Genomic DNA, 24,968 nt, shown 5'->3' with positions numbered 1-24,968 from the left:
AGAAAACGTGATTTCCTTTCGAGGGAATCACGTTTTTTTGTTGAAGTATTAAATGAGGTGTTGTATATGGAGAATGAAATGCTGGAACGAGTAGAACGATTAGAAGAGAAGGTTAAGAGGTTAGAGGGAGAACTTGCAAGAACGATGAAAGCTCGAAAAATAAGTACCGTTCGGATGTTCGGGGAAGGGCTACTGTTTTTGGTATTTGGTGTGGTTGTAGTAGGGCCGATTATTGCCGTTGTAATCTCGATTTTTACTTGGCTTGCTGAAAAATAAAATAAAAATAAAAAGAACGCTTGTTCTATACGAACAAACGTGCTATACTCTCCTTAGATAAACAAAACGGAAATGATTTTAAGGAGAGATAAATGATGAAAATGACAGTAGACCAAAGATTTATGATGCCAGCAGATGTTGTAGAGCGAGTGGAAGTATTACGAAACAAACAAAGCAAGCGTGGCACATTATTACAATCGGTAAATAAATTTTTCGGTTTAGATACGAAAGAAGATTGTGTTTGGTTTTACGGTTTTTATGGAGTGGCTGTAAGTATCTTGTTGTTTATGGTGTTCACTTCAAATATTTTCGATTTTCTCTTCGCGTAAGAAATATGCGATAAGGACATTGCTACCGAATACATATATAAGGAAGTAAGGTAATCTTCTAGAGCGGGAGTTGGTAGCAATGGCGATGTTTCCTATAGAGCGCAACTATATTGGATATGGAAGTTCACGACCGGGGATTCCTCTGACTAAAGTGAGATTTATTGTAAGCCATGATACGGGGAATCCTGGAAGCAATGCGATAGGGAATCGAGATTACTTTAATGAATTACAACCGAAAGCTTCGGCGCATACATTTATAGATGATAAAACAATATTGGAGATTATTCCTATAAATGAAGTTGCGTATCATGTTCGATATGGTGTGCCGACGGATAATGACTTATATGGCTATGACGCGAATAAGGCGGCCATTGGAGTGGAACTTTGTTATGGTGGTGATGTTAACTTTTGGGAAGCATATAATCGTTTTACATGGTATCATGCGTATTTATGCCAAAACTTTGGCTTAAATCCGAAAAAAGATATCGTGTCACATAAAACGCTTGATCCAGCTAGAAAGATTGATCCTGAGAATGTATTAGGGAAACAAGGTATTAAATTTCAGCAGTTTTTAGCAGATGTCTATCGGATGTACGTTTCGTTTAGATGACAAATATATGAAAAATGAATACAATAAAGATAGGTGCCTACTGCTGTAAGTAGGTTTTTTCTTGTTTTTATAAATAGTGTATTGGTAGAAGACTAGGAGTGGACGAGTATGCAGAAAGAAACAGTTATTATAATCGGAGGCGGTCCGTGCGGATTAGCGGCTGCAATTTCGTTGCAAAAGGTAGGGATAAATCCGTTAGTAATTGAAAAAGGAAACATTGTAAATGCCATTTATAATTATCCAACTCATCAAACATTTTTCTCTTCTAGTGAAAAATTAGAAATTGGTGATGTAGCTTTTATTACAGAAAATCGTAAGCCAGTTCGAAATCAAGCGCTTGCGTATTATCGTGAAGTAGTAAGACGTAAATCTGTACGTGTAAATGCTTTTGAGCGAGTGGAGAAAGTTCAAAAAGATGGAGAAGTTTTTCAGGTTGAGACGACAAAGCGTGACGGAAGTAAGGAAATATATATAGCGAAATATATTGTTGTAGCAACTGGATATTATGATAATCCAAATTATATGAATGTTCCAGGTGAGGAATTGAAGAAAGTAGCTCACTATTTTAAAGAGGGGCATCCTTATTTTGATCGAGATGTAGTAGTTATAGGTGGGAAAAACTCGAGTGTAGATGCCGCGTTAGAACTTGTTAAATCTGGTGCACGTGTAACGGTACTGTATCGTGGAAGTGAGTATTCACCAAGCATAAAGCCTTGGATTTTGCCGGAATTTGAGGCGTTAGTACGAAATGGTACAATTCAAATGCATTTTGGGGCTCATGTGAAAGAAATTACTGAGCATACATTAACGTTTACAGTTGATGGTGAAGCTCTTACAATCAAAAACGATTTTGTATTTGCGATGACTGGTTATCATCCTGATCATAGCTTCTTAACGAAGATGGGTGTTCAGATTGATGAAGAAACAGGACGTCCAATTTATACAGAGGATAGAATGGAAACGAATGCTGAAAATATTTTCATTGCAGGTGTCATTGCTGCTGGAAATAATGCAAATGAAATATTTATCGAGAACGGAAGATTTCATGGAGATGCGATTGCGCAAACCATTGCATCAAGAGAAAAATAAAAAGGAGCTGTCGGGAAAACCTCGACAGCTCCTTTTTATTCGTGCATAAACATATTTTGAATGGATTCATGAGAATTTGTATTCTCTAATGCAACAAGTAATTTAATGCGTGCTTTTTGTGCATTTAAGCCGTATGTGAATACAATGCCCATATCTTTTAAGTGTTTACCGCCACCTTCATACGAATATACGTCTTGAACGATACCGTTGAAACAGCGAGAAACTAATACGACAGGAATACCTCTATTTAATAATCTTTCTAGACTAGGTAGTGTTCTTGGAGGGAGATTACCTTGTCCAAGAGCTTCGATAACAATGCCGTCTACAGGAAGATTTTCGATTGCTGCTAATAATGTATCATCCATGCCAGCATATGCTTTTAGAACAACTACATTTTTAGACACTTTGTTTATCGTATATGTTTCGTGATGTACTAAAGCGTGATGGAAGACAACGCCGCGTTTTGTTACCATTCCAATTGGTCCGTATTGTGGGCTTTGGAATGTTGCAACATTACTTGTATGTGTTTTCGTTACATTTGTAGCGCAATGAATTTCGTCGTTTAATACGACTAAAACACCTTTTTCTGCAGCTTCATCACAACTAGCAACTTTTACAGCTGATAAGAAGTTATATAGACCATCAGCACCTAACTCATTGCTAGAGCGCATTGCACCTGTCACTACGATCGGAATAGTTGCTTGTACTGTTAAATCTAAGAAATAAGCTGTTTCTTCTAATGTATCCGTGCCATGCGTAATGACTACGCCATGAATGTTGTCTTGTTTTACTCTTTCATCAATGATGACTTGTAATTGTAACATTTCGCTCGGTGTCATATGAGGAGATGGTAGGTGGAACACATCTTCAACGATTAAATCAACATCGCCTTCTAAATCAGGAATGAATTTTAAAAGAGGATTTTTTTCACCTGGTTGTACGACCCCAGTTTCTTTATCTTCCTCCATTGCAATTGTTCCACCTGTGTGTAAAACTAGGATTCTTTTCAATGCTTATACCCCTTTCAAGTAAAAAAATACATTTAGAACATAACATGTTTTGAGTAAATTCGACAATGGAAATGTATAAAAGTATGCCTCGAAAATGACAATAAAATTAACTGCTATATGTACGATGTATAAAATCATGAAACGAAATGTGCAAATAAATATAGTATAGGAGGGAAGAATTCCAGTGAAAAAGATGGAGAGAATTTTTATTCGTATATTAATAATACAATTCATTTGTCTTTCTGTTGTGCAATTGTTATTTATACATAAGTCATCAGTGAAATATTTATCTAAAATTGTTTATTATGAAGGTGTCATGGTAAAAAACAAAGTGGAAATCTTGCAGGTGAATAGGTAGTTTTCATTTTCTTCTATGAAGGATTATGCTACAATAATTGAGGATTTAATGACGTGAAGCAAATGAGAAGAAGCAGGGTGAACACCTGCTTTTCGTTTTGTTTTATAAGTGAAAAAATGAGGTGTTACAATGGATAAACGAATTTCAATTGCTATAGATGGTCCAGCAGCTGCTGGGAAAAGTACAGTGGCAAAAGTTGTTGCGAAGGAACTTTCTTACGTTTATATTGATACAGGCGCAATGTACCGTACGCTTACATATGCAGCCCTTGAACAAAAAGTAGACATTGAAAATGAAGAGCAGTTAATGGAAGTTGTAAAGAATGTAAATATTGAGTTTCAGCAAGGAGAAAATACACAGCTTGTATTTTTAAATGGACAAGATGTTTCTGAAGTAATTCGTACACCTGATGTGACGAATCGAGTATCTATTGTAGCGAAACATCGCCTTGTTCGTGAAGAAATGGTACGTCGTCAGCAAGAGTTAGCGAAAAAAGGCGGCGTTGTAATGGACGGCCGTGATATTGGTACACATGTATTACCGGATGCTGAAGTGAAAATCTTTATGCTTGCTTCTGTTGAAGAAAGAGCGGAAAGAAGACATTTAGAAAATTTAAATAAAGGTTTCGATTCTAATTTAGAGCAGCTAAAAGAAGAAATTTCTCAGCGTGATAAATTAGATTCAGAACGCGAAGTTTCTCCACTAAAAAAGGCTGATGATGCATTGGAATTAGATACGACTTCTTTATCAATTGAAGAAGTTGTCCAAAAAATTATGAGCATTGTTTCTGGAGTGTTTGCGAAATAAAGAAAGGGGATAGTCCTCTTTCTTTTTTTGTTTAAATAGAAATGTAAAGGATACGTGAATTGTGAGTCTCTTTCCTTGACAAATGAGCTGATTTGTAAGAAGTTAGTTAAAGAGGAATAAAACTGTCAGAATATATTCGCTATTATATTTCAAAACATACTTTTTTCAAGCTGGTTTTGCTGTATACTATTTATATAGGTTTAATATATTTTCTTGTGAATGTTATTGAAAAAGAGTATGTGATGAGAAATTCTTAAACATGCAAATGAAAACTTTGTTTTCATTTCGTATATACATAAAAAATGCTTTGTCAATTCTGTAGGGAGGTATTTCCATGGTAGAGAAAATGAATGAAGAAGTTATGGATTCAAAGGAATTACAAGTTGGTGACGTTGTTACAGGTTCTGTAACGAAGGTTGAAGAGAAACAAGTGCTTGTAAATGTTGGATACAAAACAGATGGCGTAATTCCAATTAGTGAATTAGCTAACGTTCATATTGAAAAAGCAAGCGATGTTGTAGAATTAGATCAAACACTAGAGTTGAAAATTATTAAATTAGAAGAAGATGATCTTGTCTTATCTAAACGTGCTGTTGATGCAGAAAAAGCATGGGTAGAACTACAAGAGAAATTTACTTCTGGTCATGTATTTGATGTTACTGTAAAAGATATTGTGAATGGCGGATTAGTTGTGGACCTTGGTGTTCGCGGTTTTGTTCCAGCTTCACTTGTAGAAGTACATTATGTAGAAGACTTTACTGACTATAAAGGTAAAACATTAGCGGTGAAAATTGTTGAATTAGACCGTGAAAAAAATCGTGTAATCCTTTCGCATAAAGCGGTAGTAGAATTAGAACTAGATTCTAAGAAAAAAGAAGCAATTTCTTCATTAAAAGAAGGGGACGTTGTTGAAGGAACAGTACAACGATTAACTGACTTTGGCGCATTCGTTAACGTTGGTGGAGTGGACGGTTTAGTTCACATTTCACAAATTTCACACGAACGTGTAGAGCAACCTTCTGAAGTGTTAGAGCAAGGTCAAAAGGTTAAGGTAAAGGTGTTATCTGTTGATGCTGATACACAACGTATTTCTTTATCAATTAAAGCAGCTCAACCAGGACCTTGGGAAAACGTTGCTGGCGAAATAAAAGCTGGAGATATTCGTGAGGGAGTAGTAAAACGCCTTGTTACATTTGGTGCATTCGTTGAGATTTTACCGGGCGTTGAAGGGCTTGTACACGTATCTCAAATTGCAAATCGTCACGTGAAAAATCCGAATGAAGTATTGGAAATGGGACAAGAAGTAAAAGTGAAAGTACTTGAAGTTCACGTAGCAGAGAAACGTATTTCTTTAAGTATAAAAGAAGCGCTTGAGGAAAATAATGTAACTGAAGATTATAGTCAGTATGAGCCAAATGCTGATTCTGCTACTTTCCAATTAAGTGATATTATTGGTGAACAACTGAAAAAATTAAAGAAATAATGAGGGGTACAAGTGGTAAGGGCAAAACGTAAATTAGATCATATTGAATACGCTCTTTCTACTGGTCAGTCTCGTACGCATGGCTTTCATGATATTGATTTTGTGCATCAAAGCTTGCCAAATTCAAATTATGACACAATAACATGTGAAACAAAAATCGGCGAACTTTCACTAAGTTCGCCGATTTTTATCAATGCGATGACTGGTGGTGGAGGAGAGAAAACGTTACATATTAATGAGCAATTAGCATATGTAGCGAAACATCATAACCTTGCTATGGCTGTAGGTTCGCAAATGGCGGCGTTAAAAGATGAAAGTGAAGCTGCTTCTTATAAGGTGATTAGAAAGGTAAACCCAAATGGTATTTTCTTTGCTAATTTAGGTAGTGAGGCAACTATCGAGCAGGCAGAGCGCGCCGTTGATATGATTGAAGCGAATGCATTACAAATTCATTTAAATGTCATACAAGAGTTAACGATGCCAGAAGGAGACCGTGATTTTACTGGAGTACTTCAGCGCATTGAGAAAATTGTTTTAAATAGTAAAGTTCCTATCATTGTAAAAGAAGTTGGATTTGGGATGAGTAAGGAAACAATGCAACAGTTAGTGAACGTAGGTGTAACAGCAATTGATATTGGTGGGCAAGGTGGTACGAATTTTGCTGCTGTTGAAAACGAAAGAAGACAGCGAATGCTTTCTTATTTTAATAACTGGGGCATACAAACAGCAACCTCGATTATTGAAGCAACCTCTACAAATAATAACCTCTCTTTTATTGCATCTGGGGGTATACAAACAGCGCTTGACGTAGCGAAAGCAATCGCATTAGGGGCGAATACAACTGCGTTTGCTGGTTATTTTTTACGTATTTTAATGCAAGATGGTATCGAGAAGTTAGTAGATGAAATTGAGCTTCTACATACAGATTTGAAATTTATAATGACAGCTCTTGGTGCGAAGACGATAGAAGAGTTGCAATCTGTACCTCTTGTTGTAAAGGGTGAAACATATCATTGGTTAATGCAGCGTGGTATTGATACTGCGCATTATAGTAGGAGATAAAAAATCAACCATTCGGTTGATTTTTTTTTGTTCTATTCTTTTTCGTAATATAAAGTGGAGAATGGAATTAGTATTATATAAAAATATCATTTCGTAAAAATTGTAATTGAAAAAGGGTTGAAAAATGTAGATGGTGTGTTGTCGAATTACTGGAGAGAACTTAATTTTTAATGGGAATAGGTGAAGGTAAAAAGAAGTAATGGGAAGATATAGTATGCGAAATATTATTTCGATATAAATAGAAATCATTAAACTGATTATGTAAAAGACGGTTTCGTACAATATAGAAACCGTCTTTTTGTATTAATTAGTGCTGGTTTTGTTTTCGAGCCTGTTCTGGTGTATCAAGTCCAGTTGCACCTGGATATTGTAGTGATTGATCACGATCGGATTCAACGCGGCGTGATTCTCGTAGTTTTCGTTCTTGGCGATCTTTACCCATAATGAATAACACCTCCTTGTTAAAAGTGTTGCTGTTATAAGAAAAAACTATGCGTAAATAAAGTGGATTAACTTTCATAAAAAGTTCCCATAATGGAAAACATAGGAGGTGAAGTTGATGGATGGAAGTACTTTTTATTTTGTAGCTTGGATAGGGTGGATCATTGTAACCTTTTTTATGAAAAAGGACCCTATCCGATGGAAGTTAGGCGCTTGTATACTGATTTTTATAATTTGCTCTCCGTTACATGTAACGATTGCCTCATTCGTGGTATCAGTAAATGCTCTCTTACTTTGTATTATTTCTTTTATAGGGATCACGCTATATTCCGTCTGGAAAAAATTGTATAGCTTACTTTCGGCACTTATTATTGCAATGTTATATACAAGTTTTCATCTGTTAGAAATATATGATCCGATTTGGATTGTGGTGGATAGAGTGTTTCTGCTAAGTAGTGCTCTTGTGTATGCATCGGTGTTATTGCATGGGGATCGCATATTACGATTATGTTCTCTATATGTAGGGATGTTACAAGGAGAGCTGCTAGTGACATTTATTTTTAGGAAATTGAATTTTCCATATGATTACGGTAGTTTAGCATTTTTTGATATCGTCGCCATTTCTACATTATTCATGGCAATATTGTTTTGGATTGCAAAAGCATCAGTATACATGGAACGGTTTAAGAGAAAAACACGTAAAAGAAAGGCGAGGGTAATACATGACTGAATATACACCAGCCATTTTATGCGGCGTAATAGCGGGGACAGTTACAAGGGTGCTAATGCTTCGGACGGATACGCGGCAATATCCGACGAGGCTACATGGGAAAATTATTCATATTGCAATGGGGTTAATTGCAGCTGCTTTAGGAGCGATTGCAATCCCGTCTATTTTGAAAAAAGATTTTTCTGCCATTACATTTCTTACATTAGCAGCGACACAATTTCGTGATGTACGTAATATGGAAAGAAATACGCTTCAACAATTAGATGGGTATGAGCTCGTACCGCGTGGAAATACATACATTGAAGGAATTGCATTGGTTTTTGAAAGTCGCAACTATTTGGCAATGTTAACGTCGTTTGCAACGACGTTTGCGTATATAGGATTCCGTTCATGGATTGCAGGAGTAATTATGGCTATAATCGCATTTTTTATCGCGAAAAAATTAATGTCTGGTAAAAGGCTACATGATCTTGTTGAAATTGAGCACGTTCCGCTTCGTTTTGAAGGAGCAGGGCTTTATATTGACAATATTTACATTATGAATATTGGATTGCCAGCAAGACAAGAAGAAATTATGAAATATGGTATGGGTTTTATTTTAAAGCCGAAATCAATTGATGCGATGGTTACAATCTCAAATTTAGGGCAACGACAAGCTATTTTACACGATGTTTCAGTAGCGTTAGGGATTTATAGAGATTCTGGTACACCAGCGCTTGTACCGTTAGCAAAGCGTGATTTAGAGGATGGCAGGGTTGGGATTTTTGTCCTGCCGCAAGATCAAGATGCAGAGAAAGCGATAGGTGTCATAGGAAATGTACCAACGTTAGAAAGTGCTGTCCATATGTCATCGGAAGCCCCAAAAGGAAGGGGAGATAAGAGATGATGTTAGAAAGTGTTATTCTGGCAGTTATAACAACGACTCCAGAAAAATTTGCAGGTGGTGCTCCTTTATTCGTTTGCGAATCGACGGAGGAACTAGAATTTGTTGCAAATAATTTAGAAGCAATTTTAGATGGTATAGCACATCGCTTACAAGAGAATGTATATATTATTGTGAAACATTAGCAACGTGTGTTATAATGTGAGGTGTTTTGATACGTTGAGAAATATTCTGGAATGCAAATCCCTTCTTGCACAAAGAAGGGTTTTTTACATAATAAACAGAAGCAAGTTGAAAGGATGAAAGTATATGCCGAAACCAGTAATAGCGATAGTAGGTCGCCCGAACGTAGGGAAATCTACTATTTTCAATAGAATTGTTGGAGAAAGAGTTTCAATCGTAGAAGATATTCCAGGTGTAACGCGCGATCGTATTTATAGCGCTGGAGAATGGTTAAATCATGAATTTAACATTATTGATACGGGCGGAATTGATATTGGAGACGAGCCGTTTTTGACACAAATTCGTCAACAAGCTGAAGTAGCAATTGATGAAGCGGATGTTATCATTTTTATGACAAACGGTCGTGACGGTGTAACAGCAGCTGATGAAGAAGTTGCAAAAATTTTATATCGTTCAAATAAACCGGTTGTACTTGCAGTAAATAAAGTAGACAATCCGGAAATGCGCAGTGACATTTATGACTTTTATGCATTAGGATTTGGCGAACCATTCCCAATTTCAGGTACACACGGATTAGGGTTAGGTGACTTACTAGACGAAGCTGCACAACATTTTCCAAAGATTGAAGAAGACGGATATGATGAAGACACAATTCGTTTCTCTTTAATTGGACGTCCAAACGTAGGGAAATCATCACTTGTAAATGCTCTTCTTGGTCAAGAGCGTGTAATTGTTAGTAATGTAGCAGGAACAACTCGTGATGCTGTCGATACACCATATAGTAAAGATGGAAAAGATTATGTAATTATTGATACAGCTGGTATGCGTAAAAAAGGAAAAGTGTATGAAAGTACAGAAAAATATAGTGTACTTCGTGCGCTAAGAGCGATTGAACGTTCTGACGTTGTTTTAGTCGTTTTAGATGGTGAAGAAGGAATTATTGAGCAAGATAAAAAAATCGCTGGATATGCTCATGATTCAGGGCGAGCTGTTGTTATCGTTGTAAATAAATGGGATGCAGTGAAAAAAGACGAAAAAACAATGAAAGCATTTGAAGAAAATATCCGTGCTCATTTCCAATTCTTAGAATACGCACCAATTGTTTTCTTATCTGCAAAAACGAGAAAACGTACACAAACATTAATACCGGTTATCGATGAGGTAAATGAAAGTCATAGTATCCGTATTCAAACGAACGTATTAAACGATGTAATTATGGATGCGGTAGCGATGAATCCGACGCCAACTCATAATGGTAGCCGTCTGAAAATTTTCTATGCAACACAAGTTGCGGTAAAACCACCGACATTTGTTGTGTTTGTAAACGATCCAGAATTATTGCACTTCTCATATGAGCGTTTCTTAAAGAATCGCTTACGTGAATCATTTGGCTTCGTAGGAACGCCGATTCACATTATCGCTAGAGCAAGAGACTAATGGAGAGGATGTGATTTTATGACAAAAATCACAGTAGTAGGAGCAGGTAGCTGGGGAACAGCGTTAGCGATGGTATTAGCTGACAATGGACATGATGTACGTATTTGGGGAAATCGCCCAGAACTTATGGATGAAATTAATACGAAACATGAGAATAGTCGATATCTCCCAGGCATTACATTGCCAAGCACAATCGTAGCCTACTCTTCTTTAGAAGAAGCATTAGTAGATGTAAATACAGTACTGCTAGTAGTACCAACGAAAGCGTACAGAGATGTATTACAAGAGATGAAAGAAATTGTTACTGAACCAATTACTTGGATTCATGCGAGCAAAGGAATTGAACCTGGTACGTCAAAACGTATTTCGGAAGTGATTGAGGAAGAAATTCCAGAGCACTTAATTAAAGATGTTGTTGTACTGTCTGGACCGAGTCATGCTGAAGAAGTCGGTTTACGACAAGCGACAACAGTTACGTCTGCAGCAAAGCGTATGGAAGCGGCTGAGGAAGTACAAGATTTATTTATGAATAGTTATTTTCGTGTATACACAAATCCAGATATCGTTGGAGTTGAACTTGGTGGTGCGTTAAAAAATATTATCGCATTAGCTGCTGGTATAACTGATGGTCTTGGATTAGGTGATAATGCAAAGGCGGCATTGATGACACGTGGTTTAACAGAGATTGCTCGTTTAGGAAGAAAAATGGGCGGGAATCCGTTAACGTTTGCTGGTCTAACTGGTATGGGAGACTTAATTGTAACTTGTACAAGTGTTCATAGCCGAAATTGGCGCGCTGGAAATATGCTTGGAAAAGGACACTCTTTAGAAGAAGTGTTAGAAAGCATGGGTATGGTTGTGGAAGGTGTAAGAACAACGAAAGCTGCTCATGAATTGGCAGAGAAAATGGAAGTTGAAATGCCGATTACAGCTGCTTTATATGACGTGCTGTTCAATGGGAATAACGTAAAAGATGCAGTAGGCTCATTGATGGGACGTGTTCGAAAACATGAAGTGGAAGCTATACCTGATTTACTGTAAAGAAAAGCGACAGAAGTACATTTGTACTTCTGTCGCTTTTTTATTTTTTGGGTCTTTTCACCATTTTTTCATTTTTGCATAGGATGAAGAGTAACTTGAGGAGAGGGTGAAAAGAATGGATAATAATATTTTTAATAATATTGAGAAGGAAGCGAAAGTGAATAAAGAGGATATTTTTAAATTAGCATCATCCGTGCAAAATGCGAATTTACGTGATGAAACTGTACTTCGTCAATTAATTCATCAAGTGGCTCTTATGGCGGGACGTGAAGTGCCGAAAGAGCAAGAGGATCAAATTGTAAAAGCGATTATTAATAATAATATGCCAACAGATTTTGGTTCGTTAAGCAAAATGTTTAAAAAATAAATTATGAGAAACAAAGAGTTTGGAGATTGCATATGATAGCCATGAAAGAATGGGAATAGAGCTGTTTTTGGGCATATTTGGTCAACCGAAGCGAGAGATACAATCGCTTCGGTTTTATTTTTGCCTAGATTGGTGAGAAATGCTGGAAAACCTATTGATTAAAGTTACATACTCGCGATTTGTAGTAAAATGTTCTTTTTTGTATTTGTTTAAAGATTTTAATTTGTTAAAATAGTATAAAAATAGATTAATAAAAAGGGGTGTGTATATGTCAGAAGGGCTTATGAAAATGTGGCTGGCTTTAGGGGCAATTGGATTTATGTTTTTTGCAGTAAGTTTTATTTTATTAAGTAGACATAGAATAAAGAATAAATTTTTGAAAGGGATTACAGCGTTAGTAGCGTACACCCTTATGATTGTGTCAGGAATTGTTATTTTTCTTGTTGTATTTAGTGGACCTGTACAGCAGTAAATGGAATGGTCTCGAAAATACTACATACGGAGCAAATTAGATTAGTATGAAAAGGTGATGCTAGTGAAAAAATTCCATATTATTTTAATATTTTGTTGTATGAGCCTTTTAACGGGGTGTCTGTATCCGAAAGAAAATATGAAGCAAAATGCGGTTCCTTATGAAGATCAGCTACAGGTTGTTCAAAAAGCTGTTGTGACATTTAAGGAGCAAAATGATGGGATATTGCCAATTAAGACGAGGGATATGAGTACACCTATTTATCAAAAGTATCCAATCGATTTTCAACAGATTGCCCCGCGTTACATACAAGAAGCGCCAGGGAATGCGTATGAAAGTGGAGGAGTATATCAATACGTATTAATAGACGTTGAAACAAATCCGACAGTAAAGTTAATTGATGTTAGGATGGCTGAACAAATTCAGGAACTATCTTTAAAGCTTAGGATGTATCGTGATGAACATCAATATCCACCTTTTAAAAAAGTAATTTCAGATGGTGTATATGAATTGGATTTCAAAAAACTAGGATATAAAGATGTGCCACAAGTGACAAGTCCATATTCTGGTAAAGGACTTCCTTTTGTAATTAATGAAAAAGGAGAAGTTTTTGTTGATTATAGAATCGACCTATATGACGCTTTGAAAAAAAATGAAGGGCAGTTTACAGAGGGAGAAGATATTCGAAATATACTTTCGAAAGGTTCCCCGTTTGTACCAGCTTATTCTTTACCGTACACAGTAAAGGACGGAGAACCAATTTTTTTAAAATGATAAGTCATGAACCTTTCTTTTAGTGAATAAGTTCTAGAAGAAAGGTTTTTTATGTTATACAACTTACGATGCAAACAAAAGATATTTTTTAATAGTCATATGAAATTGGACAAAATTATATGATATATTGTCCGAACTTCTAGAATACCATTATATTATATCAGATATTATAGGCAACGTTAGAGAAGGTATTAGTTGACTATAAACGCGGAATTATTCCCAAAAATTTTGAGGGAGGGAATCACTTGGAAAAGGTAGATATTTTTAAAGATATTGCAGAACGAACAGGCGGTGATATTTATTTTGGAGTTGTAGGAGCTGTTCGAACAGGGAAATCAACATTCATTAAAAAATTTATGGAACTTGTAGTTATTCCAAATATTGAGAATGAGTCTGACCGTCAAAGAGCGCAGGATGAATTGCCTCAAAGTGCTGCTGGTCGTACAATTATGACGACGGAACCGAAGTTTGTTCCAAACCAAGCGGTTTCTATCGAAGTAGATGAAGGACTTGAAGTGAATATTCGATTAGTAGATTGTGTTGGATATACGGTTCCTGGAGCGAAGGGCTATGAAGATGAGAATGGCCCGCGTATGATTAATACCCCTTGGTATGAAGAACCTATTCCATTCCATGAAGCTGCAGAAATCGGCACGCGTAAAGTAATTCAAGAACATTCAACAATTGGTGTTGTAATTACAACAGATGGAACAATTGGTGAAATTCCAAGAAGAGATTATATAGAGGCAGAAGAACGCGTTGTAAATGAGTTGAAAGAAGTAGGAAAACCTTTCATTATGATAATTAATACGGTACAGCCGTATCATCCAGATACAGAGCAATTACGCCAAAGTTTATCAGAAGAATATGATATCCCGGTTATTGCAATGAGTGTGGAGAGTTTAAGAGAAACAGATGTATATAATGTACTTCGTGAAGCGCTATTTGAATTCCCTGTATTAGAAGTGAATGTGAACCTTCCGAGTTGGGTAATGGTGCTAAATGAAGGGCATTGGTTGCGTCAAAGTTATCAAGAAGCAGTTCAAGAAACTGTGAAGGATATAAAACGTCTTCGTGATGTGGATCGCGTTGTTTGGCAGTTTAGTCAATATGAATTTATTGATCGAGCGAGCCTAGCTGGCATTGATATGGGGCAAGGTGTGGCGGAGATTGATTTATATGCGCCAGATGAATTATATGATCAGATTTTAAAAGAAGTAGTAGGAGTAGAAATTCGAGGGAAAGATCATTTGTTAAAGCTTATGCTCGATTTATCTCATGCGAAAATAGAGTACGATCAAGTGGCGGATGCACTGCGTATGGTTAAGCAAACAGGATATGGTGTAGCAGCACCTGCATTAGCGGATATGAGCTTAGATGAGCCAGAAATTATTCGTCACGGTTCAAGGTTTGGTGTGAAGTTAAAAGCGGTAGCGCCATCTATTCATATGATTAAAGTAGATGTAGAGTCAACGTTTGAGCCGATTATTGGTACTGAAAAGCAAAGTGAAGAATTAGTTCGTTATTTAATGCAAGATTTTGAAGATGACCCGTTATCAATTTGGAATTCTGATATATTTGGACGTTCACTTAGCTCGATTGTTCGAGAAGGAATTCAGGCGAAATTATCTTTAATGCCAGAAAATGCTAGATATAAATTAAAAGAAACGCTAGAAAGAATTATTAATGAAGGATCTGGCGGATTAATTGCGATTATACTATAAGAAAAAATCCCTCTCATTGTAGAGGGATTTTTTGTTTTTTTTTGATTATAAAATAGAAAAATAAACAGTCATTATCTAATACATTGTTGTAAATTGTCAAGTTTCATCAGATTTTCACATTTTAAGAGTAACAATTTCCTTAAAAATATTGAATTATAAAGGAGAATCGTATAATATAGGCGTTGATAATGATTTATCTACATCTTTGTAGTATAGAATTTGCAAAAATTGCCTACAAATGAAAGTAAGACTCATTTTATGATCATTATACAGTCTTATCTTTGGGAGGAGGTGAATGGCATGAACAAGACAGATTTAATCAATGCTGTTGCAGAAGCAAGTTCCCTTTCTAAAAAGGACGCAACAAAAGCAGTAGACGCTGTTTTTGATTCTATCTTAGAAGCTTTAAAACAAGGTGATAAAGTACAACTGATCGGATTCGGTAACTTCGAAGTTCGTGAGCGTGCGGCTCGTAAAGGTCGTAACCCACAAACAGGTGAGGAGATTGAAATCGCTGCAAGTAAAGTACCTGCATTCAAACCTGGTAAAGCGTTAAAAGATGCGGTTAAATAATCCTTACATATTAACAGGGAAGAAGAGTTTCCTTTTTGGGAACTCTTCTTTTTGCTTTTAAAAACATAAATATGCTAGAATGTGTTCGTATCACTTTTAGGTTTTCGGGAGGGCTAGCGGATGGCAAAAGTTAATTTAGAACAAATTGAACATGCAGTACGCCTTATTTTAGAGGCGATTGGGGATGACCCAAATCGTGAGGGAGTACTTGATACACCAAAGCGTGTTGCAAAAATGTACGCAGAAGTGTTCTCAGGTATGCATGAAGATCCGAAAGAGCATTTGCATAAAGTATTCGGAGAAGATCACGAAGAGCTTGTACTAGTAAAAGATATACCATTTTATTCGATGTGTGAGCATCATTTAGTACCATTCTATGGAGTTGCTCACGTTGCATATATTCCGCAAGGTGGAAAGGTAACAGGGTTAAGTAAATTAGCTCGTACCGTAGATACAATTGCACGTCGCCCACAACTGCAAGAACGTATTACATCAACAGTAGCGAACTCTATTATGGAAGTACTAGAGCCTCATGGTGTAATGGTAGTAGTAGAAGCAGAACATATGTGTATGACGATGCGTGGTGTGAAAAAACCAGGTGCGAAAACAGTAACGACAGCAGTGCGTGGTGTGCTTGAAAATGATGCTGCAGCGCGCAGTGAAATTTTATCGTTTATTAAAACGAAGTAAAGAAAAGCGGGAAACTGCTTTTCTTTTTTTTTTTAGTAAATAAATGATATAGTTTTAACTAGACAGAGTGAGATTAGAAAGATTGCTTACATGAATGGTAGGTGTAGCCAAGTTTTGGTTATAGAAAATAGAGTGTATGTGTTATAATAAGTTTTATGAATTAGAAAACAAGGGTGATTTTTTGTGTGTGACATCTACGGAGGGTATGCGGGTATAAAAGAAAAATTGATGGAGAAATTACGCCATCCTTATTTTATAAACTATATTGAAGAACCATTTATTGATGAAGAAAAGATAGCATTGTTATATGGTGCTTTAAAGAGTGCAAACTTACATATAGAACAAATTGAGCATTACGTAGTAACAATTATGCTTGTACAAATTGCGCTTGATACGCATGAAAGGGTATCAAATAAAGCAGGCGAGGAAGAGATTGAATTCCATAAATGTCGTCAATTAACAGTACTTGCAGGCGATTACTATAGTGGACTATATTATTATTTATTGTCTATGAATCGTGATATTGTTTTAATTCGTGCACTTGCTGAAGGAATTAAAGAGATAAATGAACACAAAATTATGTTATACCAAAAAGCGCATGAAACGACGGATGACATAATGAAAAGCATAGTAACGATTGAGTCTGCGCTCCTTCAAAAAACATGTGATCATTTTCAGTTATCACATTGGAAGCCATTTATCACATACGTATTAGGTGGAAATCGCCTTCAAAAAGAAATTCAATTGTATGCTGATAAGCAACATTCACCTGTTTTTCAAGCTATGCAAGATGCTTTAGGGGATAAAGCAGAAGTAGTGATTAATGGTTGGATGAAGGAATTGATAAAGAAAGAAAAACAATTTTTAGAAAATCACACAGACATAAATGAAATAAATTCTGTGTTAAGGAATAAATAGAAGACATAAGCAATTTTACATTGGAAGAAGGTACGAGCATGCAACAATCAAAAGAAGAAAGAGTACATGACGTATTTGAAAAGATTTCTGATAAATACGATGTGATGAATTCTGTAATTAGTTTTCAAAGACATAAAGCGTGGCGGAAAGAAACGATGCGAATTATGGATGTACAACCAGGCAGTCAAGCGCTTGATGTATGCTGTGGAACCGCAGATTGGACAATTGCGCTAGCTGGAGCCGTAGGTGAGCAAGGAAAGGTTGTTGGCTTAGACTTCAGTGAAAATATGTTATCTGTCGGTAAGCAAAAGGTAGAGGCGTTACAATTAAAACAAGTAGAACTTCTACATGGGAATGCAATGGAACTTCCGTTTGAAGATAATACGTTTGATTATGTGACGATTGGGTTTGGTTTACGTAACGTACCGGATTATATGCACGTATTAAAAGAAATGACGCGTGTAGTAAAACCAGGTGGAAAAGTAATCTGTTTAGAAACATCTCAACCAACAATGATTGGTTTTCGACAAGGCTATATTTTATACTTTAAATATATCATGCCGTTATTTGGAAAGATGTTTGCGAAAAGTTATAAAGAATATTCATGGCTTCAAGAATCTGCTAGTACGTTCCCAGGGATGAAAGAATTGGCTCAAATGTTTGAGCAAGCTGGACTTGAACGTGTGCAAGTGAAACCATTTACTTTTGGGGTAGCAGCAATGCATTTAGGAATTAAACCAGAATCAAAATAGAAAAAAGAAGTTTTAGGTTAAGGTGAACAATATGAAGTTACAACTTATGTACTCTTTTTTACGATCGGATATTAATGTGATAGAAAAAGAATTAAAAAAGACAGTCGCTTCTGAACAGCCATTAGTAGAAGAGGCAGCATTACAGCTTATTGAAGCTGGTGGGAAACGAATTCGTCCTGTATTTGTGTTGCTTGCAGGGAAATTTGGAGATTATAAGTTAGATGCGATTAAGCATGTTGCTGTTGCGTTAGAACTTATTCATATGGCTTCTCTTGTTCACGATGATGTTATTGATGCTGCATTTTTACGACGCGGCAGTGCGACTGTGAATGCGAAATGGGGAGATCGTATTGCGATGTATACAGGGGACTATCTGTTCGCTAAGTCTCTTGAATGTATAACCAATATCGAAATTCCAGAGGCACATCAAGCGTTATCACATACTATTTTAGAAGTCTGTAAAGGTGAAATTGAACAAATTAAAGATAAATACAATTATGACCAAAATTTAAGAACGTATTTAAGAAGAATAAAGCGAAAAACAGCATTATTAATTGCCGCGAGTTGTCAATTGGGAGCGATTGCTGCTGGTGCTAATCGTGATACGGTAAATCGTCTATTTTGGTATGGGTATTTTGTAGGAATGTCTTATCAAATTATTGATGACATTTTAGACTTCGTTTCTACAGAAGAGAAACTTGGAAAACCTGCTGGTGGGGATTTACTACAAGGGAATATTACACTTCCTGCTTTATATGCGATGGAAGATCCCGTACTTCGTCAGAAAATCACATCTGTACATGAAAATTCAACAGCAAGTGAAATGCAAGAAATTATTGATGCTGTAAAAAATAGTACAGCAATTGATCAAGCATTTGCGTTTAGTGAACGTTATTTACATAAAGCTTTAGAAATAATAAAACCACTCCCACGTGGAAAAGCAAAGTACGCATTACAAAATGTTGCAAAGTATATTGGAAAACGAAAATTTTAAGGTTTATTCTAAAAAATAAAATAATCTCTCTATTTCAAAACTATTGCACAATTGTGATAAGGGTGATAATATGTGTGTGGGGATATACAATTACATACATAATTCAGAAGTGGAGAGATTTTTTATGGAAAAAACATTTCTAATGGTAAAACCAGACGGTGTACAACGTGCCTTCATTGGGGAAATTGTAGCTCGTTTTGAGAAAAAAGGCTTTCAATTAGTTGGTGCAAAATTAATGCAAGTCACTCCAGAAATTGCTGGACAACACTACGCTGAGCATAAGGAAAAACCTTTCTTTGGTGAGTTAGTAGACTTTATTACATCTGGACCTGTATTCGCAATGGTATGGCAAGGTGAAGGTGTAGTAGATACAGCTCGTAACATGATGGGGAAAACAAGACCACATGAAGCAGCTCCTGGAACAATTCGTGGAGATTTCGGTGTAACTGTTGCGAAAAACATTATCCATGGTTCTGATTCTTTAGAAAGCGCAGAGCGCGAGATTGCTATTTTCTTTAAAGAAGAAGAATTAGTTGACTACTCAAAATTAATGAATGAATGGATTTACTAATTATTTTGAAATAATTTGTAAACGCTTTAATCACTGTGATAATAGTAAAAAGTGCAAGGAGAATAGGGGTATTCTTCTTGCACTTTTTTTATTTTCAGTTAGTTACGAAGTTTGAACTGTTATGATATGTTGATATTTAAATTAGGACTATCGGAAATATAGAATAAGAAAATGGTCGATTTATGATATAATTTCTTTAATATTTTTAGAATGATAAAAGTTAATATAGTGAGATAAATACATATACGAAAAGAGGAATAACGTATGCGATATATTACAGCTGGTGAATCTCATGGTCCACAACTTACAACGATTATAGAAGGTGTTCCGGCAGGATTGTCTTTAGTAGCAGATGATATAAACGAAGAGTTAGCTAGAAGGCAAAAGGGATATGGGCGCGGTAGACGCATGCAAATTGAAACGGATCAAGTGCAAATTTTAAGTGGTGTTAGACATGGAGAAACATTAGGTTCCCCTATTGCACTTGTTGTTGAAAATCGTGATTTTGCACACTGGACAAAAATTATGGGGGCGGAGCCTTTAACTGAGCAAGAAGAAAAAGAGATGAAAAGGAAAGTGACAAAACCAAGGCCTGGGCATGCTGATTTAAATGGTGCGATTAAATATGGTCATAGAGATATGAGGAATGTACTGGAACGTTCGTCAGCGCGCGAAACGACGGTGCGTGTTGCTGCTGGTGCGGTTGCTAAAAAGGTGTTAGCAGAACTTGGTATTAAAGTAGCGGGCCATGTAATTGAAATTGGCGGTGTACAAGCTAAGGAGATTACGTATAGTTCAATTGAAGAATTAAAGAGTATTACCGAAGCATCTCCTGTACGTTGCTTAGATGACGAAGCTGGTAACCAAATGATGAAAGCGATTGATGATGCGAAAGCAAATGGTGATTCAATTGGTGGAATCGTTGAAGTAATTGTGGAAGGGATGCCAATTGGAGTAGGTAGCTACGTGCATTATGATCGAAAACTGGATGCGAAATTAGCAGCTGCAATTATGAGTATTAATGCTTTTAAAGGTGTCGAGATTGGAATTGGTTTTGAAGCAGCGCATAGACCAGGAAGTGAAGTTCATGATGAAATTCTGTGGAATGAGGAGCATGGATATACACGAAGAACAAATAATGCAGGTGGATTAGAAGGCGGTATGACGACTGGAATGCCAATTGTTGTGCGCGGTGTGATGAAACCGATACCTACACTTTATAAACCTCTTCAAAGTGTAGATATTGATACGAAAGAGCCTTTTACAGCGAGCATTGAACGTTCAGATAGTTGTGCAGTGCCAGCAGCTAGTGTCGTTGCAGAAGCGGTTGTGGCTTGGGAATTAGCGACAGCTTTAATAGAACAATTCGGATTAGATCGTATGGAACTAATTCGTGAAAATATTGAGAAACATAATGAATATGCGAGGGGATTTTAATGGGAAACATACATATTCAAACGAAATCAAAAGAATATGATGTACATGTTGGTAAAGAAGTGTTGTCAAACTTAACAACGATCGTTCAAAATATGCAGCCAGCGGTATCTAACGTAATGATTATTTCAGATGAAGCTGTTGCATCACTACATTTACAGACAGTTATCGATGCATTACAAGTAGAGCAGCACGTGTTTTCGTTTGTTGTACCAAGTGGGGAAAAAGAGAAGTCTTTCGAAAATTTCTATGCGGCTCATACGTCAGCTCTTGAAAATAAATTAGATAGAAATTCTTTAATTCTTGCACTTGGAGGCGGAATGATTGGAGATTTAGCTGGTTTTGTTGCTGCATCGTTTATGCGTGGTATTCGCTTTGTGCAGGTTCCGACAACTTTATTAGCGCACGATAGCGCAGTGGGTGGGAAAGTAGCGATTAACCATCCGTTAGGTAAAAATATGATTGGTGCATTCCATCAGCCAGAAGCAGTTGTATATCATACACCGTTTTTACAGTCTCTTCCTGAAAAAGAGTGGCGTTCAGGTTATGCAGAGGTGATAAAGCATGCTCTTATCGGTGATGTGGAGCTATACCATTGGTTAAAAGAAGAAGTGCAAACATTAGCGGATCTTCATGATGAGAAGTTAATCCATATATTAACGAAGGCGATTCCTGTAAAGGCAAATGTTGTGTCACAAGATGAAACAGAGAAGGGTGTACGTGCTCATTTGAATTTTGGACATACGTTAGGACATGCTCTTGAAAAAGAGCTAGGGTATGGAAATATTACTCACGGTGACGGTGTAGCGGTTGGAATGTTATTCGCCATATTTTTAAGTGAGCGAGTGTACAAGGTTGATCTTGCTTATGAAGATATGAAGCAGTGGTTCTTGAAATACGGCTATCCAAAAATGCCAGGAGATTTGAATGTAGAGCGCCTCGTTCAATTGATGAAACAAGATAAGAAAGCAAATGCAGGAGCAATTCATATGGTGCTTATGCAGGAATATGGGGTAGTGAATGTCGTATCTATTTCAGATGAGACTGTTCATATTGCGTTAGAGGCATTTCAAAAAGATATGGTTTAAAATGATAGCGAAGTGCTGTGAAGTGCTCATTTAGAGGTATTCTCGTAATAGTGACGGTTATGACAAAAGATTACAGTAAGGGGCTATAACCGTATTGTAATCAAATTGAATGAAATGACTGGGGGAAGAAAAATGAGAGTGAAAGAGCAATTGTTAACTTTGAGAGCGTATGTGCCTGGGAAAAACATTGAAGAAGTAAAAAGAGAATATGGTTTATCAAAAATTGTGAAATTAGCATCCAACGAAAATCCATTCGGTTGCTCAGCACGTGTGACAGAAGCATTAACTTCTTTAGCGAGCCAATATGCCCTTTATCCAGATGGATATGCCTTTGAACTTCGGACAAAAGTAGCGGAACATTTAGGTGTAAAAGCAGAACAACTACTATTTGGTAGTGGATTAGATGAAGTCATTCAAATGATTAGCCGAGCGTTACTACATGAAGGAACAAACGTTGTAATGGCGAATCCTACGTTTTCACAATATCATCACCATGCTGTTATTGAAGGAGCAGAAGTTCGTGAAGTATCACTTAAAGATGGTATTCACGATTTAGATGCAATGCTAGAGCAAGTAGATGAGAAAACGAAAATTGTATGGATTTGTAATCCGAATAATCCAACAGGTACATATGTTGAGAAACAAAAATTACTTTCATTTTTAGAATCAGTTCCTAAGTCGGCTCTCGTTATTATGGACGAAGCATATTATGAATACGCGGAAGCAGAAGACTATCCGCAAACATTACCACTTCTTGAAAAGTATGAAAATCTTATGGTTTTACGCACGTTTTCAAAAGCATATGGTTTAGCTGCTTTTCGTATCGGATATGCGATTGGGGATGCGAAGTTAATCGGACAGCTAGAAGTAGCTAGGTTACCATTCAATACATCAACTGTAGCCCAATCTGTAGCACTCGCTGCATTAGAAGATCAAGCTTTTTTACAAGATTGTGTGCAAAAGAATGCTGAAGGTTTAAATCAGTATTATGCATTTTGTAAAGAATATAACGTATTCTATTATCCATCTCAAACAAATTTCATTTTCTTAAAACTCGGTATACCAGGTAATGAAGCTTTCGAACGATTAATGAAAAAAGGATATATCGTTCGTTCTGGTGCTGCATTTGGTATCGATGATGGTATTCGTATTACTGTCGGTTTGAAGGAAGAAAATGATGAAATTATAGAGTTACTGAAAGAGCTTGTAAATGAGCAAGTACAGAAAGAAGAAACATATTCTTAAGAGATTGTGAAGGCTCCTATTATAGGAGCCTTTTTTATCGCATTCAAAATAAAGGTTGAAGACTGCTAATTAAGTTATTCTGTAAACCACGGTTTGTATGGCTTGATAATTAGTGAGAGAAGTTATTTGCACGGTCATAAAAGAAAGCGGTACAATAGAAGATGATGATAAGGTATCGGTGTCATATCCGAACCTTTTGAACAATTAACTACTCTGTAGGAAGAAGTATAAGAAGAAGCATGCTCATTCTAAAGGTTGCGTTCTAACAGTGAGTTGCTTATGATAAATGAACAGAAGAGAATATTTTTTAGAATTAAAGGAGACGTTTATGCAAAAGTTTGAACAAGCTGTTTCATATATTGAAAATGGTGAAGCAGAAAAAGGATTACAATTATTAAAAGAACAATTAAAAATTGCGAATGATGAAGAGAAGTATGATATCGCTCGTTACTATCATACACTTGGATTTACAGATGAGGCATTAGCAATTACTGAAGACTTACGTTTACTGTATCCAGAAGAAAGTGAATTCACTGTATTTTTAGCAGAATTATATATTGATCTAGATAAAGAAGATGAAGCGATTGAAGTGCTTCATGATATTCCAGAAAATGACGATTTATATGTTCAATCGTTATTACTTGTTGCAGATTTATTCCAAATGCAAGGTTTTGATGATGTAGCAGAGCAAAAACTATTAAAGGCGAAAGAAATGATGCCTGATGAACCTGTTATTACGTTTGGGTTAGCAGAATTATATAGTAGTAAAGGTGAAGAACAAAAGGCAATTACTTATTATGAATCGCTATTAGCGGAACATAAAGTAATGGGTGGTGTTGTGATCGCACTTCGCCTCGCAGAAACGTTAAGCGCGATCGGAAACTGGGAAGAAGCGATTTCTTATTATGAAGCAGGCCTAGAGGAACAAAAAGATATTCACTCATTATTTGGATATGCCTTCACATTATACCAAGGTGAAGAATATCAGAGAGCAATTGGTGCTTGGCAAGAACTAAAAGAATTAGACCCTGAGTACGCATCACTGTACATGTATTTAGCGAAAAGCTATGAAAAAGAAGGAATGCTTCAAGAAAGCTATGAAACGCTTCATGAAGGAATTAAAGTAGATGAGCTTTCAGTTCCATTTTATGTAGAGTTAGCGAACATTGCGGCGAAATTAGGAAAAATAGTAGAAGCAGAGGAAGTTCTTCAAAAAGCGCTTGAGTTAGATCCAGGGCATTTAGGTGCAACATTAAAATATGCATATATCTTAAAAGAACAAGAAAAGTACGAAGAGTTAATTGCAATTGTAGAGCGTGCTATTGATAGTGGAGAACCAGATACACAACTACTTTGGGATCTTGCGTATGCAAAAAAACAATTAGAAATGTATTCGGATGCATTAAAACACTATGAAAGTGCATATACTTCTTTTAAGAATCATCCAGACTTCTTAGAAGAGTACGGTTATTTCTTATTGGAAGAAGGAAAACGAAAAGAGGCGAAAGAAGTATTTACCCAGTTATTACAACTAGACCCGACACAAATTCATATTGAAGAGTTGTTATATAATTTAGAGGATTTTTCATAAGTTGGAAGGAAACTGAATGCCGCTTCTTGAATCTAA

General features: G+C 36.4%; 29 protein-coding genes. 27 read left to right on the top strand and 2 right to left on the bottom strand.

Annotated elements, in window-relative coordinates:
- Positions 1-66 precede the first annotated feature (66 nt).
- The 4 genes from MR107_RS03075 (at position 67) to MR107_RS03060 (ending at position 2,304) form a co-directional block, all read left to right on the top strand.
- On the top strand, positions 67-276 hold the full coding sequence (locus MR107_RS03075) for a hypothetical protein (protein WP_211477983.1): 210 nt from the start codon (positions 67-69) through the stop codon (positions 274-276).
- Positions 277-368: 92 nt separating this feature from the next.
- Positions 369-605 carry a DUF3961 domain-containing protein gene (locus MR107_RS03070; RefSeq protein WP_001983018.1) on the top strand — a complete coding sequence of 79 codons (237 nt, stop codon included), beginning with the start codon at positions 369-371 and terminating at the stop codon, positions 603-605.
- A gap of 79 nt (positions 606-684) precedes the next feature.
- Positions 685-1,215 carry a peptidoglycan recognition protein family protein gene (locus MR107_RS03065; RefSeq protein ID WP_001240655.1) on the top strand — a complete coding sequence of 177 codons (531 nt, stop codon included), beginning with the start codon at positions 685-687 and terminating at the stop codon, positions 1,213-1,215.
- A gap of 108 nt (positions 1,216-1,323) precedes the next feature.
- The gene (locus MR107_RS03060) at positions 1,324-2,304 is read left to right on the top strand and encodes a YpdA family putative bacillithiol disulfide reductase (RefSeq protein ID WP_001168524.1); all 981 of its coding nucleotides are present in this window, start codon (positions 1,324-1,326) and stop codon (positions 2,302-2,304) included.
- A gap of 35 nt (positions 2,305-2,339) precedes the next feature.
- Here MR107_RS03060 and ansA read toward each other — a convergent pair whose 3' ends face one another.
- Positions 2,340-3,314: an asparaginase gene (gene ansA / locus MR107_RS03055; RefSeq protein WP_000822010.1), complete on the bottom strand. Its 975-nt coding sequence runs from the start codon at positions 3,312-3,314 to the stop codon at positions 2,340-2,342.
- Positions 3,315-3,498: 184 nt separating this feature from the next.
- Between ansA and MR107_RS03050 the strand changes: the two genes are divergently transcribed.
- From MR107_RS03050 to MR107_RS03035, 4 genes are all read left to right on the top strand, one after another.
- Positions 3,499-3,672 (top strand): YpfB family protein, encoded by a 174-nt coding sequence (locus MR107_RS03050; protein ID WP_000738057.1) that lies wholly within the window; start codon positions 3,499-3,501, stop codon positions 3,670-3,672.
- Positions 3,673-3,801: 129 nt separating this feature from the next.
- Complete coding sequence (gene cmk, locus MR107_RS03045; protein WP_166694840.1) at positions 3,802-4,479, top strand: (d)CMP kinase; 678 nt, start codon at positions 3,802-3,804, stop codon at positions 4,477-4,479.
- 334 nt (positions 4,480-4,813) lie between these two features.
- Positions 4,814-5,962 carry a 30S ribosomal protein S1 gene (gene rpsA, locus MR107_RS03040; protein ID WP_000229562.1) on the top strand — a complete coding sequence of 383 codons (1,149 nt, stop codon included), beginning with the start codon at positions 4,814-4,816 and terminating at the stop codon, positions 5,960-5,962.
- Between the two features lie 12 nt (positions 5,963-5,974).
- A complete protein-coding gene (locus tag MR107_RS03035) occupies positions 5,975-7,024 on the top strand; it encodes a type 2 isopentenyl-diphosphate Delta-isomerase (RefSeq protein ID WP_000251036.1) in 1,050 nt (349 codons plus the stop codon).
- 307 nt (positions 7,025-7,331) lie between these two features.
- Here the strand turns inward: MR107_RS03035 and MR107_RS03030 are convergent, their stop codons facing one another.
- Positions 7,332-7,466 carry a YpzI family protein gene (locus MR107_RS03030; protein WP_000513900.1) on the bottom strand — a complete coding sequence of 45 codons (135 nt, stop codon included), beginning with the start codon at positions 7,464-7,466 and terminating at the stop codon, positions 7,332-7,334.
- A 117-nt stretch (positions 7,467-7,583) separates the two neighbouring features.
- Between MR107_RS03030 and MR107_RS03025 the strand changes: the two genes are divergently transcribed.
- The 19 genes from MR107_RS03025 to MR107_RS02935 all read left to right on the top strand — a co-directional run bounded on the left by MR107_RS03025 (position 7,584) and on the right by MR107_RS02935 (position 24,932).
- Positions 7,584-8,195: a YphA family membrane protein gene (locus MR107_RS03025; RefSeq protein ID WP_000349103.1), complete on the top strand. Its 612-nt coding sequence runs from the start codon at positions 7,584-7,586 to the stop codon at positions 8,193-8,195.
- Positions 8,188-9,081 (top strand): YIEGIA family protein, encoded by an 894-nt coding sequence (locus MR107_RS03020; protein ID WP_000141596.1) that lies wholly within the window; start codon positions 8,188-8,190, stop codon positions 9,079-9,081. The genes MR107_RS03025 and MR107_RS03020 overlap by 8 nt, the downstream gene beginning before the upstream one ends.
- Positions 9,078-9,263: a capping complex subunit for YIEGIA gene (locus MR107_RS03015; RefSeq protein ID WP_000979059.1), complete on the top strand. Its 186-nt coding sequence runs from the start codon at positions 9,078-9,080 to the stop codon at positions 9,261-9,263. The genes MR107_RS03020 and MR107_RS03015 overlap by 4 nt, the downstream gene beginning before the upstream one ends.
- Positions 9,264-9,387: 124 nt before the next feature.
- Entirely contained in the window at positions 9,388-10,698 is a 1,311-nt protein-coding gene (gene der, locus MR107_RS03010) for a ribosome biogenesis GTPase Der (protein WP_001125893.1), read from the top strand.
- A gap of 18 nt (positions 10,699-10,716) precedes the next feature.
- Positions 10,717-11,739 (top strand): NAD(P)H-dependent glycerol-3-phosphate dehydrogenase, encoded by a 1,023-nt coding sequence (locus MR107_RS03005; protein WP_000161763.1) that lies wholly within the window; start codon positions 10,717-10,719, stop codon positions 11,737-11,739.
- A 115-nt stretch (positions 11,740-11,854) separates the two neighbouring features.
- Positions 11,855-12,106, top strand: coding sequence for a stage VI sporulation protein F (locus tag MR107_RS03000; RefSeq protein ID WP_000369754.1), 252 nt, complete (start codon positions 11,855-11,857; stop codon positions 12,104-12,106).
- A gap of 268 nt (positions 12,107-12,374) precedes the next feature.
- Entirely contained in the window at positions 12,375-12,578 is a 204-nt protein-coding gene (locus MR107_RS02995; protein ID WP_001289008.1) for a DUF2768 domain-containing protein, read from the top strand.
- A gap of 63 nt (positions 12,579-12,641) precedes the next feature.
- Positions 12,642-13,352: a hypothetical protein gene (locus MR107_RS02990; protein WP_000713407.1), complete on the top strand. Its 711-nt coding sequence runs from the start codon at positions 12,642-12,644 to the stop codon at positions 13,350-13,352.
- Positions 13,353-13,597: 245 nt separating this feature from the next.
- Positions 13,598-15,076 (top strand): stage IV sporulation protein A, encoded by a 1,479-nt coding sequence (gene spoIVA / locus MR107_RS02985; protein WP_000416519.1) that lies wholly within the window; start codon positions 13,598-13,600, stop codon positions 15,074-15,076.
- 300 nt (positions 15,077-15,376) lie between these two features.
- Entirely contained in the window at positions 15,377-15,649 is a 273-nt protein-coding gene (locus MR107_RS02980) for an HU family DNA-binding protein (RefSeq protein WP_001043860.1), read from the top strand.
- A gap of 120 nt (positions 15,650-15,769) precedes the next feature.
- Positions 15,770-16,339 (top strand): GTP cyclohydrolase I FolE, encoded by a 570-nt coding sequence (gene folE, locus MR107_RS02975; protein ID WP_001151482.1) that lies wholly within the window; start codon positions 15,770-15,772, stop codon positions 16,337-16,339.
- A gap of 183 nt (positions 16,340-16,522) precedes the next feature.
- Complete coding sequence (locus MR107_RS02970) at positions 16,523-17,257, top strand: heptaprenyl diphosphate synthase component 1 (protein ID WP_134266028.1); 735 nt, start codon at positions 16,523-16,525, stop codon at positions 17,255-17,257.
- 38 nt (positions 17,258-17,295) lie between these two features.
- Positions 17,296-18,009 (top strand): 2-heptaprenyl-1,4-naphthoquinone methyltransferase, encoded by a 714-nt coding sequence (menG, locus tag MR107_RS02965; RefSeq protein ID WP_001187674.1) that lies wholly within the window; start codon positions 17,296-17,298, stop codon positions 18,007-18,009.
- A 31-nt stretch (positions 18,010-18,040) separates the two neighbouring features.
- Positions 18,041-19,003, top strand: a complete 963-nt coding sequence (gene hepT / locus MR107_RS02960; RefSeq protein ID WP_000776077.1) for a heptaprenyl diphosphate synthase component II — start codon at positions 18,041-18,043, stop codon at positions 19,001-19,003.
- Between the two features lie 124 nt (positions 19,004-19,127).
- Complete coding sequence (gene ndk, locus MR107_RS02955; RefSeq protein ID WP_000415883.1) at positions 19,128-19,574, top strand: nucleoside-diphosphate kinase; 447 nt, start codon at positions 19,128-19,130, stop codon at positions 19,572-19,574.
- A gap of 264 nt (positions 19,575-19,838) precedes the next feature.
- On the top strand, positions 19,839-21,011 hold the full coding sequence (gene aroC, locus MR107_RS02950) for a chorismate synthase (protein ID WP_001269384.1): 1,173 nt from the start codon (positions 19,839-19,841) through the stop codon (positions 21,009-21,011).
- Positions 21,011-22,096 carry a 3-dehydroquinate synthase gene (aroB, locus tag MR107_RS02945; RefSeq protein ID WP_000526822.1) on the top strand — a complete coding sequence of 362 codons (1,086 nt, stop codon included), beginning with the start codon at positions 21,011-21,013 and terminating at the stop codon, positions 22,094-22,096. Before aroC ends, aroB begins: the two co-directional genes overlap by 1 nt.
- A gap of 132 nt (positions 22,097-22,228) precedes the next feature.
- Positions 22,229-23,341 (top strand): histidinol-phosphate transaminase, encoded by a 1,113-nt coding sequence (hisC, locus tag MR107_RS02940; RefSeq protein ID WP_001264023.1) that lies wholly within the window; start codon positions 22,229-22,231, stop codon positions 23,339-23,341.
- Positions 23,342-23,669: 328 nt separating this feature from the next.
- Positions 23,670-24,932: a tetratricopeptide repeat protein gene (locus tag MR107_RS02935; RefSeq protein ID WP_001168671.1), complete on the top strand. Its 1,263-nt coding sequence runs from the start codon at positions 23,670-23,672 to the stop codon at positions 24,930-24,932.
- Positions 24,933-24,968: the final 36 nt, after the last annotated feature.

Source organism: Bacillus cereus group sp. BfR-BA-01441, from assembly GCF_022663075.1.
Taxonomy (GTDB): Bacteria; Bacillota; Bacilli; order Bacillales; family Bacillaceae_G; genus Bacillus_A; species Bacillus_A cereus.
The sequence above is the reverse complement of the archived record's forward strand: the minus strand, read 5'-3'. Positions and strand labels throughout refer to the sequence as shown.

Bases quoted from the DNA above. Each gene is read 5' to 3' on its own strand.
- MR107_RS03025 (WP_000349103.1), top strand. From the start codon at position 7,584: ATGGATGGAAGTACTTTTTATTTTGTAGCTTGGATAGGGTGGATCATT.
- hepT (WP_000776077.1), top strand. From the start codon at position 18,041: ATGAAGTTACAACTTATGTACTCTTTTTTACGATCGGATATTAATGTG.
- MR107_RS03020 (WP_000141596.1), top strand. From the start codon at position 8,188: ATGACTGAATATACACCAGCCATTTTATGCGGCGTAATAGCGGGGACA.
- MR107_RS02980 (WP_001043860.1), top strand. From the start codon at position 15,377: ATGAACAAGACAGATTTAATCAATGCTGTTGCAGAAGCAAGTTCCCTT.
- hisC (WP_001264023.1), top strand. From the start codon at position 22,229: ATGAGAGTGAAAGAGCAATTGTTAACTTTGAGAGCGTATGTGCCTGGG.
- aroC (WP_001269384.1), top strand. From the start codon at position 19,839: ATGCGATATATTACAGCTGGTGAATCTCATGGTCCACAACTTACAACG.
- MR107_RS03075 (WP_211477983.1), top strand. From the start codon at position 67: ATGGAGAATGAAATGCTGGAACGAGTAGAACGATTAGAAGAGAAGGTT.
- MR107_RS02935 (WP_001168671.1), top strand. From the start codon at position 23,670: ATGCAAAAGTTTGAACAAGCTGTTTCATATATTGAAAATGGTGAAGCA.
- MR107_RS03000 (WP_000369754.1), top strand. From the start codon at position 11,855: ATGGATAATAATATTTTTAATAATATTGAGAAGGAAGCGAAAGTGAAT.
- folE (WP_001151482.1), top strand. From the start codon at position 15,770: ATGGCAAAAGTTAATTTAGAACAAATTGAACATGCAGTACGCCTTATT.
- MR107_RS03060 (WP_001168524.1), top strand. From the start codon at position 1,324: ATGCAGAAAGAAACAGTTATTATAATCGGAGGCGGTCCGTGCGGATTA.
- MR107_RS03005 (WP_000161763.1), top strand. From the start codon at position 10,717: ATGACAAAAATCACAGTAGTAGGAGCAGGTAGCTGGGGAACAGCGTTA.
- MR107_RS03015 (WP_000979059.1), top strand. From the start codon at position 9,078: ATGATGTTAGAAAGTGTTATTCTGGCAGTTATAACAACGACTCCAGAA.
- MR107_RS02995 (WP_001289008.1), top strand. From the start codon at position 12,375: ATGTCAGAAGGGCTTATGAAAATGTGGCTGGCTTTAGGGGCAATTGGA.
- aroB (WP_000526822.1), top strand. From the start codon at position 21,011: ATGGGAAACATACATATTCAAACGAAATCAAAAGAATATGATGTACAT.
- MR107_RS03030 (WP_000513900.1), bottom strand. From the start codon at position 7,466: ATGGGTAAAGATCGCCAAGAACGAAAACTACGAGAATCACGCCGCGTT.
- der (WP_001125893.1), top strand. From the start codon at position 9,388: ATGCCGAAACCAGTAATAGCGATAGTAGGTCGCCCGAACGTAGGGAAA.
- rpsA (WP_000229562.1), top strand. From the start codon at position 4,814: ATGGTAGAGAAAATGAATGAAGAAGTTATGGATTCAAAGGAATTACAA.
- MR107_RS03070 (WP_001983018.1), top strand. From the start codon at position 369: ATGATGAAAATGACAGTAGACCAAAGATTTATGATGCCAGCAGATGTT.
- cmk (WP_166694840.1), top strand. From the start codon at position 3,802: ATGGATAAACGAATTTCAATTGCTATAGATGGTCCAGCAGCTGCTGGG.
- MR107_RS03065 (WP_001240655.1), top strand. From the start codon at position 685: ATGGCGATGTTTCCTATAGAGCGCAACTATATTGGATATGGAAGTTCA.
- menG (WP_001187674.1), top strand. From the start codon at position 17,296: ATGCAACAATCAAAAGAAGAAAGAGTACATGACGTATTTGAAAAGATT.
- ndk (WP_000415883.1), top strand. From the start codon at position 19,128: ATGGAAAAAACATTTCTAATGGTAAAACCAGACGGTGTACAACGTGCC.